This is a genomic window from Vibrio sp. FF266 (genome assembly GCF_041439695.1).
In the GTDB taxonomy this organism is placed as follows: Bacteria; Pseudomonadota; Gammaproteobacteria; order Enterobacterales; family Vibrionaceae; genus Vibrio; species Vibrio tasmaniensis_A.
In genome coordinates this window covers 1-17,033 of the sequence record NZ_JBGOOO010000056.1, presented here as the reverse complement: position 1 = coordinate 17,033, position 17,033 = coordinate 1, and the positions used below count along the sequence as shown (strand labels likewise).

General features: G+C 40.3%; 12 protein-coding genes and 3 pseudogenes. 9 read left to right on the top strand and 6 right to left on the bottom strand.

Annotated features, from left to right (window positions below; translation table 11 throughout):
• Window positions 1–1,577: 1,577 nt before the first annotated feature.
• The 4 genes and pseudogenes from ACED59_RS22705 to ACED59_RS22690 all read left to right on the top strand — a co-directional run.
• Window positions 1,578–2,639 (top strand): hypothetical protein, encoded by a 1,062-nt coding sequence (locus ACED59_RS22705; protein WP_016800079.1) that lies wholly within the window; start codon window positions 1,578–1,580, stop codon window positions 2,637–2,639.
• 15 nt (window positions 2,640–2,654) lie between these two features.
• Complete coding sequence (locus ACED59_RS22700; RefSeq protein ID WP_102560367.1) at window positions 2,655–6,497, top strand: RHS repeat protein; 3,843 nt, start codon at window positions 2,655–2,657, stop codon at window positions 6,495–6,497.
• A 34-nt stretch (window positions 6,498–6,531) separates the two neighbouring features.
• Window positions 6,532–7,800 (top strand): RHS repeat-associated core domain-containing protein, encoded by a 1,269-nt coding sequence (locus ACED59_RS22695; RefSeq protein WP_371705133.1) that lies wholly within the window; start codon window positions 6,532–6,534, stop codon window positions 7,798–7,800.
• A 568-nt stretch (window positions 7,801–8,368) separates the two neighbouring features.
• Window positions 8,369–8,710, top strand: a pseudogene (locus ACED59_RS22690) (recombinase family protein); the annotation flags it as partial.
• A gap of 36 nt (window positions 8,711–8,746) precedes the next feature.
• Here the strand turns inward: ACED59_RS22690 and ACED59_RS22685 are convergent.
• Window positions 8,747–9,049: pseudogene (locus ACED59_RS22685) on the bottom strand (type II toxin-antitoxin system RelE/ParE family toxin).
• A complete protein-coding gene (locus ACED59_RS22680) occupies window positions 9,049–9,309 on the bottom strand; it encodes a type II toxin-antitoxin system Phd/YefM family antitoxin (protein WP_069592240.1) in 261 nt (86 codons plus the stop codon). The pseudogene ACED59_RS22685 and the gene ACED59_RS22680 overlap by 1 nt, the downstream one beginning before the upstream one ends.
• A gap of 210 nt (window positions 9,310–9,519) precedes the next feature.
• Here ACED59_RS22680 and ACED59_RS22675 point away from each other — a divergent pair.
• From ACED59_RS22675 to ACED59_RS22665, 3 genes and pseudogenes are all read left to right on the top strand, one after another.
• Window positions 9,520–9,967, top strand: a pseudogene (locus ACED59_RS22675) (recombinase family protein).
• Between the two features lie 287 nt (window positions 9,968–10,254).
• A complete protein-coding gene (locus ACED59_RS22670) occupies window positions 10,255–10,467 on the top strand; it encodes a cold-shock protein (protein ID WP_102258025.1) in 213 nt (70 codons plus the stop codon).
• 314 nt (window positions 10,468–10,781) lie between these two features.
• Window positions 10,782–10,991, top strand: coding sequence for a hypothetical protein (locus ACED59_RS22665; protein WP_016800083.1), 210 nt, complete (start codon window positions 10,782–10,784; stop codon window positions 10,989–10,991).
• Window positions 10,992–11,276: 285 nt separating this feature from the next.
• Here the strand turns inward: ACED59_RS22665 and ACED59_RS22660 are convergent, their stop codons facing one another.
• The gene (locus tag ACED59_RS22660; RefSeq protein ID WP_016800084.1) at window positions 11,277–11,534 is read right to left on the bottom strand and encodes a hypothetical protein; all 258 of its coding nucleotides are present in this window, start codon (window positions 11,532–11,534) and stop codon (window positions 11,277–11,279) included.
• A gap of 175 nt (window positions 11,535–11,709) precedes the next feature.
• Here ACED59_RS22660 and ACED59_RS22655 point away from each other — a divergent pair, with 175 nt between their 5' ends.
• Complete coding sequence (locus tag ACED59_RS22655; RefSeq protein WP_017103703.1) at window positions 11,710–12,345, top strand: recombinase family protein; 636 nt, start codon at window positions 11,710–11,712, stop codon at window positions 12,343–12,345.
• A 135-nt stretch (window positions 12,346–12,480) separates the two neighbouring features.
• On the opposite strand, the gene ACED59_RS22650 is transcribed toward ACED59_RS22655, so the two are convergent.
• From ACED59_RS22650 to ACED59_RS22640, 3 genes are all read right to left on the bottom strand, one after another.
• Complete coding sequence (locus ACED59_RS22650) at window positions 12,481–13,428, bottom strand: Rpn family recombination-promoting nuclease/putative transposase (RefSeq protein ID WP_102579817.1); 948 nt, start codon at window positions 13,426–13,428, stop codon at window positions 12,481–12,483.
• A gap of 409 nt (window positions 13,429–13,837) precedes the next feature.
• Window positions 13,838–14,692: an EamA family transporter gene (locus ACED59_RS22645; protein WP_017101256.1), complete on the bottom strand. Its 855-nt coding sequence runs from the start codon at window positions 14,690–14,692 to the stop codon at window positions 13,838–13,840.
• Window positions 14,689–15,288 carry a class I SAM-dependent methyltransferase gene (locus ACED59_RS22640; RefSeq protein ID WP_371705134.1) on the bottom strand — a complete coding sequence of 200 codons (600 nt, stop codon included), beginning with the start codon at window positions 15,286–15,288 and terminating at the stop codon, window positions 14,689–14,691. The genes ACED59_RS22645 and ACED59_RS22640 overlap by 4 nt, the downstream gene beginning before the upstream one ends.
• Before the next feature lie 511 nt (window positions 15,289–15,799).
• Here ACED59_RS22640 and ACED59_RS22635 point away from each other — a divergent pair.
• On the top strand, window positions 15,800–16,585 hold the full coding sequence (locus tag ACED59_RS22635) for a hypothetical protein (protein WP_371705135.1): 786 nt from the start codon (window positions 15,800–15,802) through the stop codon (window positions 16,583–16,585).
• Window positions 16,586–17,033 lie beyond the last annotated feature (448 nt).

The window sequence follows — 17,033 nt, the reverse complement described above, 5'->3', positions numbered from 1 at the left end:
TCATCAATCCAAAAGGTCAGAGAGCCACGGTTAATGAGTGATTGGTTGTATTGCTGCCAGTTGGTTGTTTTGTAACGAGGTTTAGGCATAGAGCTACGAGTGAGAGTGGAGGTAGCTGATCAGATCGTAGGTTCTTGATTTAGTTCTATTGAATTACGCAACAAAGCCTATCGGCATAGCCTGCAGGCTTTTGAATGGCGAGGAAGTAGATATAGCCAGAGAGTTTTTCGTTACAGCTGGTACGCACAGATTTGAGTCGGTTGAAACTGTTATAGCTATAAAGCGTATAACAAAGCTCTACATTTAAAGTCTCATATGCACCGCAAGCATGGTGTCACGCTGAATCCTAAAAAGGACATCAAGCCACTACTTGCAGTTGCCAAGAAATCGCGTAAATACCAATGGTTGAAGTAATATGATTCAATCGCCTTCCAGCAATCTGTGCTTAATCTTCACCAAGGCTTTAATAACTTCTTTAATCCGAAGTAGAAAGCGAAGTAGAAACGCGACAGAGGCTCCTTCGGGGCGAGTCCAATACACGGCAGAGGGACGAGCCTAATACTTAGTGGGAGAATCTGCTAGTTCTATGCCAGAGGAAGACATAAGTCGTAATCGAGTGAGTGTTACCACCCAACCCTCAGATTTCTTCTTTTCGAATCAGGGCAGGTAAAGCTCTCTCTAAACTTGGGGCCAGTTCAATTAGCCCGCTTGGGGTTTTTCGACCTAGAATTAGGTTTAATTATGCCGAAAGGTTATGCAAAAAGGAGCGTATGATTTGCCTTTTGCCGTTGTAGAAGACTAAGAGCTATAAGGTTTATCACGTCTGACGTAGGCTAAGGTCGCCCTTTCACGAATTAAGGAGGGCGTTAAAGGGAGAGGTTCTAGGCGGGATCGGCGAAGTTAAGGTGAACACCGTAACAATCTGAGCATGTGTGAATGCCAAATCAAGTGATGTGTTCTGCTGGGGTTCTGAGCAAAATAGGAAAAAGAAAAAAACGACATATGAGATCGTTGATGGTTACTGTCATGGAAGCTGGCCGGGAGCAAATAATGAGAAAATAAAACACTGCTCTCAACGGATCTTGTGGGACTTCCCTTTCGATATCAACCTCTAATCCATCAAGTAACGAGCTTAAAACCTAAAGAACATGAGTACTGCTGAGGACATTTTTCTGTTGAGATGTAACCAGTTCCGCTATTGGCATGCAAGATTCCCAAATCGTCTACTAATTAGATGGAGGATGAATTTTTCGGGGAAATGTGTTCAATACCCCAATCAGCTGTAAATCGTAGAACGATTAACAAGGATGCCGTGTTCGGCCAACGTATAACTTAGATTGGCAGAGCTCAAAGTCGTAGAGGCATACCAGCGAACACACCAAAGAAGGAGGTTAGGGCGAAGTTTTGCCATTTGAACTCAAAGTTGGCCAGAGGGCGGGATTCGTTAAAACTCTCTTCTGTATATACATTATTACTGCGCTTTTCTAAATTTTTCATTATAAATTATAAATTAATTATTATAAAAATAAAGATTAAATATATATTTTATCATTGTGATAAAATATGGGATATAATATATGAAATTTCTAAAAACAAATTCATTTAAAAAACTATGTTTACTCGCTTTTTTATTTAATATTAATAGCGCTTTTTGCTCTTCCACTGGACCTAGAGAGGAACCTTTTTCGAGGCTTTATCTTGAAGGCACCTATGTGAATTTATCGCCAAATTCTAAAATATACGCCAATAATAGAATGCAGGCCGAAATTGAAATTTATTATCAGTTGAAATCTAATTACACGTTTGACAATGTAAGTCTCAAAAAACTCTATACGGCGGAAACGATTGACTCGCTCTCCGTCTCAGATTCTCACAGCGGGTATGTATTAGATATCAGGCTTGAGGATGGAAGTAACCGAAACAGACGAAGAGAAGGCTATAGGAGTGTTTCTAAGTTTGTTTCAGGTAACCGTGCAGATGTTTATCATCTGTGTGTCCAAGCGACGGCCACCAATAATATCACTGGTGAATCTCTTACCCAAAATACTTGTAATGGAACCACAAACAAATCTTCTGCCATCGTCGAATTGTTGACCCCAAGAACCTTTACCAGTTCAGATTTTACCTACGAAACAAGCAATAGCGGATGGAGTGATGGGGCCATTCTTCATCTCAAGAAGTATAAGCCTAACAATTTTACGCTCCAGAAAGTTTGGCAAGAAGGGGGGCTGAGATTTAATAATGACCACCATAGGTTGCTGGGGACTTATAGCAACAGCCAGTCCTCTTCCGCCTTATACTGGATATATGATACAGATGCTGGCCATATCAACATACCATTTTCAACTACCTATGACACTGGCTGGAAAGACCGGGTTGTCTATGGCGATCTCAATACAGATGAGGCCATTATATTCGTCAGCTCATTTGGGCGCGGTATTTACAGCAGCAACTCTGCTAACATCTCTAAAGCATTTCCTCCCTATGACTGGAACCAAAGTATTAGTCCTGATGGAAAAATAGTGTATTTCGAAGATAAATTTGGCAATAGAGGATACTTTAGTTTTTCAAGAACTAGCTACAATGATTATTTCGAGGAAGGGTACTATTTAAGAAGAATACATAGTGAACATAATTAATAGGTGATTAATAAAATGTCTTTTTTATCGAATGCACATAACTTCTCAATTATTAATAATTCAGGTGTCGATCCTAGGACTGGGGCTTATATATGTTCAATAAGGCTCGCTGATTTTATATCACATAAAACCGTAGGTTCTCCCATTTCCTTGGTATTAAACTATCGTGCCGAAAGTGTTCGAGATGAAGGGTTTGGGAGAGGCTGGCTTCTTTCTTTCAGTCGTTTTGAAAAAGAAGATAGTATTATTTACCTGAGCTCAGGACAAAATTATAAAGCGATTTATAATCATCAGACTAATGAATATAAACTCCCATACAGAAAAATTAAAGATATTAAGTTACTCTATTCTCTCAGTAATAATGAAATTAATGTTATCTATAAAAGTGGGATTGTAGAATCGATAGACTATGAAACGGGAGCCTTGAAAAAGATCACCTCCATCCAAGGCTTGGAAACAACATTCCACTATAGAGAGAGTGACCAAACTAGCAAATTGTGGAAAATAACGGATGGCTCAGGAAGAGAATTACGGATAGATTATTGGTCTGAAGACTTAAAAACAACGGTCACACAGGTTGTAGGTGGAGAAACCTATCAAACACTGGTTGTTGATAAAGAAAGCAATGGTATTTATAAAAGATTAACAACGCTTCATTTACCTGATGACGAGTCGAATATCACTTTTGAGTACGAATACCTGAGTAATATTAACTATGATCTCCTGACAGTCTTTTCTCATCCCAGTGGCCTGAAAGAAATCCTCACTTACCAAAATGAAGGGCACAGCTTTCCGAGCGGTGGGCCGGTCAGTAAAGTCCCTTATGTGACTATGCATCGATTTGTCGCTGGGAATAATCAACCTGACCGAGTAACAAACTATACTTATTCAGATAAAAACTATCTCGGTTTTGCTAGTGAAGCCGCGTTCGTCAATGGAGAAGATACTCTATTCAAATCTAGGAGTGACTATGAGTATAGTAGTGTCGAGAAAATAAATAGCACGCAATCCATAACACGGTCTTATAATAAATATCATTTACAAAAATCTATAGAATATCGCCACAATGAGGTTCTTTACAGAAAAGAAGAGTACGTTTATTACGCGGAGATAAATACCAGTATTGAGCATCAACCAGCCAATTACTCATTTCTGAAGGAAAAACATGAAACTCACTATGAAGATTCTGATTCTAGAACGTTTGTCCATAAGTATCAGTACGATGATTATGGGAATCAAACCTTAATTCGAGAGATAAATGGTGATCAAACGAAGCGAGTCTATTACACCTCTTCAGGAGAGGGTCAAGCATGCCCTCCAGAGCCTAATGGGTTTGTTGCCTTCCTGCAGGAAGAAACTTTCCAGCCAGCTTCCTCTATTACTAGTCATGAACAAGAGAGGAAAAGTGTCTTCACCTACCAATCCTTACCCCGCATCGGAGGAGGCAACTTTGTCGTCCTTAAACATGAAGAGAGCTCTCTGAGTCGTGTAGATTATGTTTACTTTAACAATGTTGAAGAGCTTACTCATGGTCAATTACAAAAAACCTCTACTTTTATCAATGATTTTGTTTCACGAAAGGACTTGTCGTACCGTTATACCGACCAAGATGTTGAAATTACAAGCGCACTAACAACACATGATAATTTAGTCGTTACCACCCAAGTCAAGCATGATTTAAAGAGTGGTGAAGCCGTTCAGTGGGTCGATAGTGAAGGAGTTATCTCAAGTTGTCGATACGATCTTCTTGGTAGGCGGACTCGAGAGATAAAGGCGGAAGGGACGGATTATGAAGCGGTAGTGAAGTATGTCTATCGTGTTGGTGATGGGCTCAATCAATTGAAGAGCATAGAGCCTACCGGTATCCAAAGCGTCGAAGACTACAACAATGCAGGCAAGGTCATTAAGACAAAACGAAGTGATCTTAATGGTCAACTCATCGTGTTGAGTGAACTCAGCTATAACAGCCTGGGTCAATTGATTGAGCAGCAAGAATTTGATAACTTTTCGACCAGTTCTTCAATGGTAACTAACTACGAATACGATGCCAGAGGCAACCTTAGTAAAATCACCCACCCAGAGGGAAGGATAGAAGTCATCAAGCAAAACCCCGTCAAGATGACTATAAACTATTCGATACAAGGTTTGCTTTCAGAAATTCGTTCTTTTGATTTAATGGGTAACTTATTAACAAAGGAGCTGCTCAACAGTCATGGGAAACGGTTAGCGTTTTTCCAGAATACTTATGATGCCTTAGGCAACTTGGTGTCGAGCACAGACCAGAAAAGTCATACTGTTGAATACACCTATGATACCGCAGACCGAGTTGTTTCAACACGTCAAATCTACGATGGTGAAACGCTTGAAATATCAAAAAAATACGTCCGTTACAGCCATGATCTTTTGCCTGTTGAAACCAGTGTTAATAATAAAACCATTGGGATTAGGGTGTATGACGGGCTATCTCGCATGGTATCTGAAGTGTCGAGTTCTGGAACTGAAAAACAGTCTTTTAGCGGGGCTTCTCCAATTCCCACGAGGGTTGTTATGGCGGATGGTAATGAACTCGAGATAACGTACAATAAGTATTTGAAGAAAGCCACGGCCTATAATGTTTCAGGCAACGAAGCGTTGAATGTCACCTATCACTACGACGCAAAATCTGGTCATCTAGTACGTGCAGAGAATAAAAATCTCATCAGTGCTTATGTGTACTTTAAAGATGGGATGACGAGAGAGGAGATGGCGTTTTTCCCCAATACGTCTGTTAGACTTTTTAGCTTTGAACAATATCACCTTTCAGGCAGGCTGGATTTTAAGCACGATTATTTTGGTAACGTCGTTAGATACAGCTATGACCGCTACGGAAGAATGTTTTATATCGAATATATTAAGCAAGATTCGAATAATGAGAGTGTCCATACATTCAGCACTTTAAATTATGATCACTATAGTCGCTTGGTCGGATGTGATACTTATAGGGGAAATGATCACCTTCAAATTAAACTAGAATTAAACGATGTCGGACTAGAAACGAAAAGAAGTGTTCATCTAAACTCTCAATTACAGTTTTCTTTGCAACAAGTTTATAACGATGAACTTCAAATCAGCCTAAAGACACTCGAAAGAGACAACAAAACAACGGTTGAAAAAATGTCATACGATGATTTCCATCGACTAGTTGATTATCAGTGTGATGGCTTTGAACACCCCAAAGATACATTTGGCAACAAAATCATTCGACAGCAATATAGTTATGACTTGTACGGCAATATAACCAAACTTATCACGTTTTTTTCAGACGGTACCGACAATATTTGTACATATACTTATGATACTGATGACGTGGTGCGTCTTACGTCAATCTCTAATACCCACATTAGCTACTCTGAATCGGCTAACTTAACTTATGACACATCAGGAAACATAACTAAAGATGAGCGGGGGGCGCTTTATCATTATGACGCTCTTGGTCAATTGAATTCAACTTCTCTGCCTATTAACAACAAGTCTTATCAATTCGAATACGACGCTCAAGGGCGTGTAGTGGCGCAAATTGGGCAAGACGAACCCAAGATGGAGCTTTATTATCAAGGTGACCAGATAGTCAACGAATTATACGATGGATGGCACACTTGTTACCATAACGTGGGTGGTTTATGGACGGACCGTACTATTTCTTCGTACCTCAAGTTTAATATCAGCCCTTCAAATTATGATACCTCGGTGCATCTTGCTGAACATCAATACTTACTAGGAAACGCCCAACATAGTGCTATCGCTACTCTAACCTCACACCATGGCGATGATACTATTTCGACAGAATACAAAATGTACACCCCCTATGGACAAGGTTGAGGTGAAGGCGTGATTTATAGAGGAAATGTTTATCATGAATAAGAATTATGGTTCATCCGGTGTTAATCAAAGATATATAGATCTATCAAAAAGAACTTTTATCAAGTATTCCACCTCATTGGCTGCTTTATCCCCGTTTATTTACTTTACTCCAAGATTTCTCTTAGCTGGCGAAGCCTTTAAATCAAAATTTGAATCTTCAGGGTTAATTGTGCCTGTTAAATTTTCTCAGAGTCGGTTAGGTTTTAATGGCGAACGTGAGATTAGCGACATTGGTTCAGGGCTATATCATTTAGGCAATGGTTTTCGGATTTATAGTTCAGGTTTGACTCGCTTCCATTCTGCAGATGTGTTGAGTCCTTTTGGAGAGGGAGGGAGTAACTCCTATAGCTATTGTTTTGGCGATCCTGTGAATTTGCGTGATCCCAGCGGAAAGTTTGCGATATCCAGTTTAATTATAGGGGCGATTGTAGGGGCAATTCTAGGGGCGGGCATCTCCGCAACTGCAGAAGGAATTCGTGCGATAGTGACGGATACGCATTTTGAATGGGAACAAGTTGGGATTGGGGCCGCACTTGGCTTTATCTCAGGAGGATTTGGCGCGGCAGCAACGGGAGCAAAAACCAGTGTACAAGTGGGCCTCGCGATTGCTGATGCTTCTGTGTCAAGTGCAGTTAGCTTTGGTCTTGAATTGGCGACTGGCTCAAGTGCCAAAGATGCCGCTTTAAATGCGGGAATTGGGGCGGTAATAGGCCTTGTAACGTTTGGGGCAGGAAGAGGGATCGGGGTGGCTCGTAGCAGAAGAGCATTGATGGCTACACGACGCCAAGCGATGGAGATGGTTGATTTAAGACATTGGTCCCCTCTTGAAGATCTCACGACCATAACAAGGCAGCGCTCACCAGGTTATCAAAGAACAGCAGCTATCTACAGGAGCGCCGACGATTATGTCTACAGCCATGGGGGGATTGGGTTAACCATGACGCCAGATGGTTTTAAAACAGCTGGACGGCTTGCGGAGTATCTACCAGAGGGCGCGCGAAGCGTTCAGAGGTTTAATTTGCAAACCTGTTTCGGGGCGACCGGAGGAAGCATGTTTTCTCAAGGGCAGGCTTTAGCCAATCATCTAAATACTAGAGTGGTTGCTTGGCCAGGTAACTACGTCCGCAACCTACCCGCAACTTCAGGGAGAGTGTTCAGACCTCAAGCCCCTGCATTAGCCAGGGTGACCAATAGCTTCAATACCGCGGCTGGTAACCTGAATAAACTCGTCATTTATGGTAGGAATCCGTCTTGGTTATGATAGTTAGAATGACAGTAATTTTTAACTAATGTGCTTTTTTACAAAAAATCTAGAGGTAAGTTGGTGGGGATAGGGGTTGTTGCCAAATTTGGGTAAAAGTAAAAAACTTCTGTCTGGCCTTTTGCCGAGTCCCGTCCTATGGCTAACTTTTAGTTCAAATGGAAACATAATATTCTCCCAGTTTGGTTGTTTATTTCATTATTGTAGCGGATTACTACAGGTGGATGCCGGCATTGCAACTGAGCTTGAAGCAGCAGCGAGTGAGAGCGTCCGGTTATTGGTTCTTTATCATCGAGGGGGAGTTCACGCTCAAGCGATAATGTAACACTCTTCTTGTCTGGGCCTTCATTAGTATTAGAAGTGCTTATCTCACTGGCATATGACACTTTTAACATTGAAGGTTGCAACCCGATCGCTGTCGCATTCGCAATGAGCAACCCAGGCTCGGTATCACCTTGTTGAACAAAACCAGCAGAACGGGCTGGTAGGAGTAACTCTAACTCGAGGGGCGAGTCGTTGGGGATGATGCTTAAAATCGGTGTGCTTGGCTGCCCACTTTGGCTTGATAGGCAAGATAAAATGGCGACCACTTAAGTTAGGTGTGTTAGTAGAGGGGATGACGAGCGGAGATTGCATTGTGTTTGCTGAAGTCAGTCGAATTGCACGTTCAACGTTACAAGTACTAGAGGTACTCGAAGTGTGCATGAAAAAGAAAATTAATGTCTATATTGCAAAGGAAAACTTACAGTTATATGGCTCGAGGCAATCTCATATCACCGCTAAGGTGCTAGGAATTGCGGCAGAAATCGAGCGTGAGTTGATCTCGCTGAGAACGAAGGAAGCGCTCGCCGCCAGAAAGAAAAACGGAATGATTCTCGGAAGACTGAAGGGCCAAGCCGAGAGGGTGAAGCGCCGAGTACGCTGCGTGACTATATGAAGCTAAGGGTTAAGAGAGTTGTGAAAAGTGCTTGGCGGGAGACATGTGCTTACCAAAAACGGCTGCAATAATGAGGAGCTCTTGTTTTCGAATGTAGTAAATCACATGGTGCTTCAAAGGAAAGCGGAAGTAGTCTTGGCCCAACTCTGAAACTTCTATGCCGATCAACTTATTGCTAGTCAGTAATTCCATTGATTACTTTAGTTCTGAAAAGTAAGTGGTCCATTGTGTTTGCCCCCATCGCTCTAATGTATAGCGACGAATATCAATGAGATCAGACTGCGCTGCATAAGAAAGCTTATATTGCGTCATTAATCAAATTTACCTTGGTCAAGTGCATTCATGAAATCGTCACCGTCGACTAGGTTATCTGATAGAACATCGGCCTCTGCTTGTTCGAAGCGCGATTTCACCACCATCAATTTCAGGGCTTCAAGTTGCTCATATTCTTCACAAGACATCATCACCGCAACCGGTGAACCGTTCTTATTGATTTGTACGGGTTCACGTTGAGCCTTCATTAGTAAATCGCCAAATTTAGTTTTAGCTGTATTAGCAGTAAGTGATTGCATAATATTCTCCTTTTCGTTCATTATAAACGAATCGAACGCTTTAACTGATTTGTATGATTTTAGTTATACGGTTAATCCAATGGCGTGTCCATAAAGGTGTAATTTAGTGGATACGACTTGTTACCCCTCTCAGAACTGTCCAGTTAGTCTTTTAAATGTATATGTACACTTAATTAAAACTATCTTAATGTTCACTTTAGGGTTCATTTCATGAAAATTGGCTATGTCCGTGTCAGTATTCAAGACCAAACGCTCGACGTTCAACTTGAACAGGTTAAAGCTATAGGTTATGAAAAATTCACCAAGAGCAAGCGAGGGGGGGGAATCCCCAGAGAGAGAACTGCTTAACCTGTTGCTGGACTTTGCGAGGGAAGGGGATGTTATTCACGTTACTAAAGTCGACCGTATTTTGATCGTAATACCATTGATGCTTTGCAAATTGCTGAGCAGCTAGCGAGAAAGAAAGCCGGTTTGGTCTTTCATTACTTGGGCGATTTGGATATTAACAGTGATGTGGGCAGAGCGCGCGCTCAGAAGGGAGGCACCTCTAAGACGCTCACCAACTCATTCAAGAGATTGCAAACCAAGGCATGAATAAACTGAGCTCAGTAAAGAGTTAGGGTGTAGTCGGACGACTGTTTATAAGGTCTCGGGATAAAAGTGTAGGTGAATTTGTAAAAAATCGTATTTTGCAGGGCAGCAGGAAGATATATGTTAACTTCAAATTAAACCTTTACAAAAACGAGATAATGGATAATAATGTCATCGCTCTGTTGTTCAGAGTTATTAAATGAAACATCAAGTTGTAAAAGTAAAACCCTCAGAATTCCTCGTTATTGTTGTTTTCCTCAGTGTTTCCCTTAGCTTCATAGATACATTAAATAATTCCAGCTCTCAGCGCATCGCATTTTGCGATTAATTTTTATCTTATATAAGGGACACAATATGTCTAACAAAACAAATGGCGTAGTAAAATGGTTTAACGAAGAGAAAGGTTTTGGTTTTCTAACTCAAGACAACGGCGGTGCTGACGTATTCGTTCACTTCCGTGCTATCGCATCTGAAGGTTTCAAGACTCTTAAAGAAGGCCAACAAGTGTCTTTCGAAGTAGAGCAAGGCCAAAAAGGTCTTCAAGCTGCAAACGTTGTAGCTGCATAAGATTTTAAGTAGGCGCGAGCGGAGATACCGCTTGCGTCACTTCCCCCCATCTTAGAGTACTTATTTATAACTCCCCACGAAAATATCCAATATTCTCCCAATACTTTTTGTATTTGTCGTTACGTTTCTTATTTACTTCGTTTTTATAAATAAAATTATTAATATATCTCAATAGTAGTATCTCTAAAAGACTGCTAGCTTCGTTATATCTAACGAAAATAAATAAGGATCAACCATGTCTCGAACAACAGGCCGTAAACTTTTTTGGTTTCAACAACAAAAGAAAAAAACGATAAATAATAAATAGGAATAGTATGAAGATCACATTTAATTTATTTAAAGATAATCTCTCTTGGGGTGGGATTATTCACCAACTTAATGGTGATGTTTTAAGGCGCCACGTGTTAGTGAGCGGAAACGTGGATGATATGAATATTAAATTTTCATACTGCGAAACGACTTTAACAGGCAGCATTACTGATCAACATGATTGTGTACTTGGTGATTTTAGTATTTTGGCTTAAATCTAAAGCACAGGCTTGTAATTAAGCTTACTAATAATTGATTACACAGTTGTCCGACTGAACCCTAACTCTTTGTTGATTGTGTGCTTGATATCTTGCTCCGTAGGCTATTGACTACTTTGGTAAAGCGGCTTGTTAGGAAATCGGTCGACATGCATTCCTCGGCTCGTAATCGCCCCCTGATTTCATTGTAATACAGCAAGATGCGCTTCTTCATATTTCAGCGGAGGCGGAAATTGTGGTGTAAATGACTCTATATGCACCTCTGTTTATAAACCCTAGCCCTTAAAGTGCTTTATCAAATACTTCGGGCGTAATGTTAATATACCAATCTAAATTTACTTTCTTGCGCCTGATTAGCCCTCGCTCCTCAATAATTTCACAAGATACGCGGAAGTTGTTTGGAGGGACCTCTCTCCTAAGAAGTTGGTTAATAGCATGGTTGACCACCGTAGACTTACCTTCTTTGACTCCCTTCACGAATCCCTTTGCCAAACAACTTAATATCTCTTTTTGGATTTGGCTGAGTCTTTGATTTCTCATTTCATATTTTTATTATTCCTTGTAGCAATGATTAAACTTTAAATTTGAGAAGGAGGGTATGTTGTTTGGGTATACCTTATTGTCACTAGTTGAAAATTGCACCTAACCATTAAATGTCATAATATAAATGACATACCTATTTAGATCATAACCTAAAAGTCACTTAATCAAAATTATGTACATATTTGGATACTTAAGAGCATCAACTATCGAACAAGATGCAGAAAGAGCAAAAAAGACCTTATCAGAATTTGTTGAACAAAAAGGACTTCGTATTGCTGCTTGGTATGTTGAGCAAGAATCTGGCGCTTCGTTGCAAAGACCTAAATTACTGCAATTATTAAGTGATGCTAAAAAAGGGGATTTGATCATGATTGAGCAGATTGATCGACTCTCTCGTCTAAATGAATCTAGTTGGTCTAAATTGAAAGAAATGCTGTACGAGAAGGAATTGAAAGTCATTAGCTTGGATTTACCAACTAGTCACATCGCCATGGCTCCTGAAATATCCGATGAGTTCACGAATTCGATGATTAAAGCGATCAATAACATGATGATGGATATGCTCGCGGCGATTTCTCGTAAAGATTACGAAGATCGACGTCGACGCCAAAAGGAAGGCATAGATAAAGCTAAGACAATGGGCAAGTATCGAGGAAGAAGGCCCGATTTAGAGTTGCACGAACAAATCTACAAACTTCGAGTTCTTAAGGAGATGAGCATCAATGAAACAGCTAAGTTTGTGGGAGTGTCACCACGAACGGTCGTTCGTGTCGTCAAAAGAATGAGAGTTGAGCGTAACGAGAGCTAGGCATGTCTCACATCAAGTTGGGCCGGAATCGAGCAATTTTATAGCAGAAAGCGAAGTGATAGCGCTATTCGTGAGGGTTGTCTTCGTAAAGCAGGAGCCTCGCCCTTAAACTAGCAAGGCTTTATACTTTCTCGGCTAATGAGAAAGTTGTGCTAGTTCGTCTTTATTCAATCCTGTGACATCCATAATGGCTTCCTGATCTAGACCATTAAGCATCATCTTGCGCGCCATCTCCTTGAGGGCTTCTTGGCGTCCTTCTTGGCGTCCTTCTTGGCGTCCTTCTTGACGTCCTTCTTGACGTCCTTCTTGGCGGCCACGTTGCTCGCCTTGTTGGCGCAATTGTTCTGCAATAGTCATAAGTGTGTCCTCGTGTTTCGGTACTGATGAGGCTAGTGACGTAATTAACGCCTCTAGGTTGTTCGTTTCACCCACTTGGAGTAAGTAGCTCATCAATGACTGTACTTGCTTATCTGTAGTGTAATCGGTTAAGAGCAATGTGACCAGAGGCTCAAAGAAATCCATGATATCCCGATGCCTTGCGTGCTTTTGGACAAGCTCAAGCAATGCGATGCGGCGATGCTGCATTATCTCATCATCGGAGATGACCGTGACATCGACTAATGGAAAATCTTGAGTATAGAGCGCTTTAGCTATAAGAGGGTTAACGAACCCTTTTAACCAATTCATCTCATACGGGTAGGGCGAGACCTTACCATGGTAAAACTGCAACGGGATCACCAGAGGTAAGCGCTCATGGCCAGCTTCAATATGTTGCTGCATGGCGGCGATAGCGTAACGCATTAGTCTGAATGCCATGTGTTTATCTGGTCGACTCTGGTGCTCGATTAACGCGTAGACGTAACCTTCCCCCTGAGACGTTGTAAGAGAATAAAGGACATCCGAATAGTAAGGCCGTAAACTTTCTTCAATAAAGCTGCCTGATTCGAGTTTTAGGGTCGTCAAATCACAGATTTCACGCAGCTCAGCAGGCAGGTGAATATCCAATAAGTCCTTAGCGGTTTCTGGATGAGTGAGAAACTGCTTAAAGAGGGCATCATGTGGGGTTGGCGTGGTCTTTTTCATTTTATTATCCTAACACCAAATGAGTTAAATCAGTATCACGATAGGGATTCTGCGCTAGCTTAATTTCTGCTCACGCATCAATTTAGATTATTTAATGTGATTCCCAAGGGAGGTTGACGGGGGAGTGTAAAATGAGAGCAGAGTGCAACAATAGTTAGCCACGCCTAACATTAAGTAGGCTTTCTAACAAAACTCTATTAATCGATTAGGTTTGTAGTAGAAAGCCCCTCTCAATTAGGCCTTTTTCTACAGCGAGATTTATATGCTATAAACGCTGTAACAACAATGGTTAATTGACTAACATGTATCGCTCGGGGATGTTTTAAAATCATCAAATTTTAAGATTAGGTTTTTTGGTGAAGTTTGTGTTTTGGGGAGTCACACTTGGAGTTCTGTAAATAAGTGTACGTTATGAAGCCAAAGTCAAAATACCAAGGGTAGCGAGTAAACAAGAGACTATTTTCGTTTTAAGGTTCGTGCGCTCTTTTAAAAAGAAGTAACCAAAAAGAATATCGAGGATGAAGGCTCCTTGGAATAAAACCATGACTAAACTAAAAGCGCTAGTGTTAAGCACTTTTAAGAGAAAATAGTAGCTTGCTGTTCCGCAAGTGGCTGTTATTACGGCGTTAAATAGAACTTTTTTGATTAACCTATAATGAACTTTAAATAGTAGAGGCGTCAAAAAAGCGGTTCCAGAAAAACCGATAAAAAGGATAACGCTAGTAGGTAAGTACAACGTAAGTACTTTATCAAAACCAATGGCTAGAGTGAGAAAGATTGGCGCGAGCCACGCGTGTAGATTGTTTGAAAAAAGAAGATTCATGTTGTTACTTGTGCTGATGAGCAGTGAAGCGACAAGTATCAGTATAACGCCAGTCATTTGAAGGAAAGTCAGTGTCTCATTTAAAAAGCTAACCCCGAACAGAGCACTCCAAATGATCTTTGTTTTAGAGATTATCGAGACAACGCCTAATTCAATTGAAGCACGAGCCCTAAAGGTTGAGTACGCAAACCCAAGCCATGAGAAAACACTGAATATACTTAAAAGCAACAGCTCCCAAAGTTCACTTGTATTGTCGAATTTTGTAGGGATTTGTTCGATTTCGAAGATAACAAACAGAGCAGCGAGTAAACTGCATGTGATTTGATAGGCTAGTAAATATTCATTACATAAAGGATTTTTCTTAAGAAAGACTCGTGAAATCCATTTGTCTAATGAACTTAAAGTCATAGCTAGAGCTAATATAGTGTAGGAACTTATCATTGTTTCTCAATGTGAATCGAGGTCTTGCATTTTATGAGTTCAAATAGTTTTCGGTTATTGGGGCTACTCTCTTCTCCTTTAGTAATAGCAACGTGATTATAATCAGTTTCAATTTTAGCTATGACATTTGGAATGACGCTTTGAAGCATGAGTAATTCGAAAACCAATTTACTTAAAGGAGTTCCGGGGAAAAACTCTTTCTTTTGAAACTCACCCGGCCAATGCGCCCATCCCCAATCTTCTATGATGTATATCCCACCTGATTTTAGATAAGGGAATGATGTCAAAAAGGCGGCTTTTGTTGGTTCATATAAATGGCTGCAATCATCAATAATTAGGTCTACATTTTTTTTGGGGAAGTGTAATTCTAATATTTGAATGAGCTTGTCTGTATGATCTTGCTTTACTCCACAATAAGGCTCTATTACCGAGTGTGCTGAAGGCCCCTTTCGGTATTGACTTAAGGCTAGATGTTCTCGACGTTTGTCTATGCCTATGATGGATTCAGGGGTGTAAATCTTATCGAGTAAAACGAGACTCGCCCCGTGATATACCCCAAACTCAATAATGTTTTTTGGACTCCCCCAAGAAACCAAATGAAATTCAACTTCGTCATCAATGGAGAAGTGTTCTTCATTATGCCAGCGTATTTTATCTCAAGGGTCATTATAACTATTCATACTTAGTATAGGCCTGATAATTTCCATAGCCTGCAATGCTACTGTATGTAAAGATTTGATATTAATAAATTATTAATTAATTATTAATATAGTTGATATTTTTAGTTTATTCTCCTTAGATCGTTTTACTTTATTTAACGCTTCTTTCGAAAATTCAAAGATAGAGGGAACATAATGGATAAGTCCGAGCTAATATTAAAGACCACTAAGGAATTAAAAGACATAGCTGAATCAGGGGCTAATAAAATTGCATTGGCCATGCAAGAAGCAAAAAAAGCTAATTACATAATTTAATCATTAAGGTCGCCTATATCACCGTAGTGACCGATAAATAATTAGTGGTGGTAATTATTTCCTATTGTTAGTATCGGGTTTATTCTTTTTAAAACATTTAATGGCTTAACGCTCAATAGCGACCGAGGGATTCATGAAAAAGACTAAAAGAAATTTAACTCTCGCTTCTATTGTGATCGTAATTATAATTATGCACAGCCAAAGAAATACGAAACCAAATTTTACTTTCCCGGAGTGCGAAGAAGAAAGAAGCGTTAATTCCAATGTCACCTTTTATATTGATAATCAGATTGGTAACAAGGAAGAGTTAAAAGGCAGATTGCAAGAAGCGGTAAAGATGTCTAATACGATACTGTCTAACTCATGCATCCCTATAACTCGTGTGTTCAAGGATAGCCATTCTGTATCAATATCTCATGACAGTATGTCTATCTCCTCTGTGCATTCAGACCTAAAACAAGCAATCAGTTCTTCGAAGGTAAACTCGTTTTTAGACGCTCCAAAAGAGCAGTACGTTTTGGTTTTAAGTGATAATCATCCATTGGTCATCGAAGAGGAGATTAATGGGATGACAATGGTTAACTTGAACGACAGCTTTGTACTGCTTGCGGAGGACTTCCCGATTACCGTGCTAGAACATGAGCTAGGACATTTAGGGTGGGCAATGCATGAACGGCCTAACTCTGAAAGTGGAGACTTTTGGATCATGGAACAGGTCTTTGCTGCAAATAGAAGTAAAGTAAAACCTTATTCTGGAGCTTTTCATTGTTCTAACTACGGGACAGTCATGAGTTATTCTGAAAAGGTTTTCCCTGCTTATTCAAGCCCTCTGAGCAGCAACAACGGTGAACCATGTGGTAATGAAGAGTACGCGGACAATGCCAGAGTTATGCGCGAGTATGCGAAAACTTTGCAGTGAAGTGTCCACCTCTTCATCGTTAGAGCAGAGGTTGTTGAATGCTCCCCTAGTAAATGCACTGTATCAATATATTTTTTGTTCTGTAGTGGCTAAGTGAATTTGACCACTATTAGGGGTTTTGCTGTACCTAAAGTAATCCGTTAAATGCTAATTTAACAATACATATAACACGGAATTGTCCAGAGACGTGTTATGCCGCCATGCATTGGGACTGTGCTCTGGGTGTGCTCTGGGAAAAGATCGCCTTAGTGTTCACTTTTTGGGAGTGGTGTGATTACCGAAGGAGGTTGACGGTCTAAATAGAAATTAGATAGATTTACCGATGATGAATAATGTGTTCAAAGCAAAAAATGATGAGAGGATATTGTACTTCTCAAGCTTTATTGTTTCTGATGTTTTTAGATAGAAGCAGCGTAACTCCGCTCTTCAATACTACAAAGTACAGACT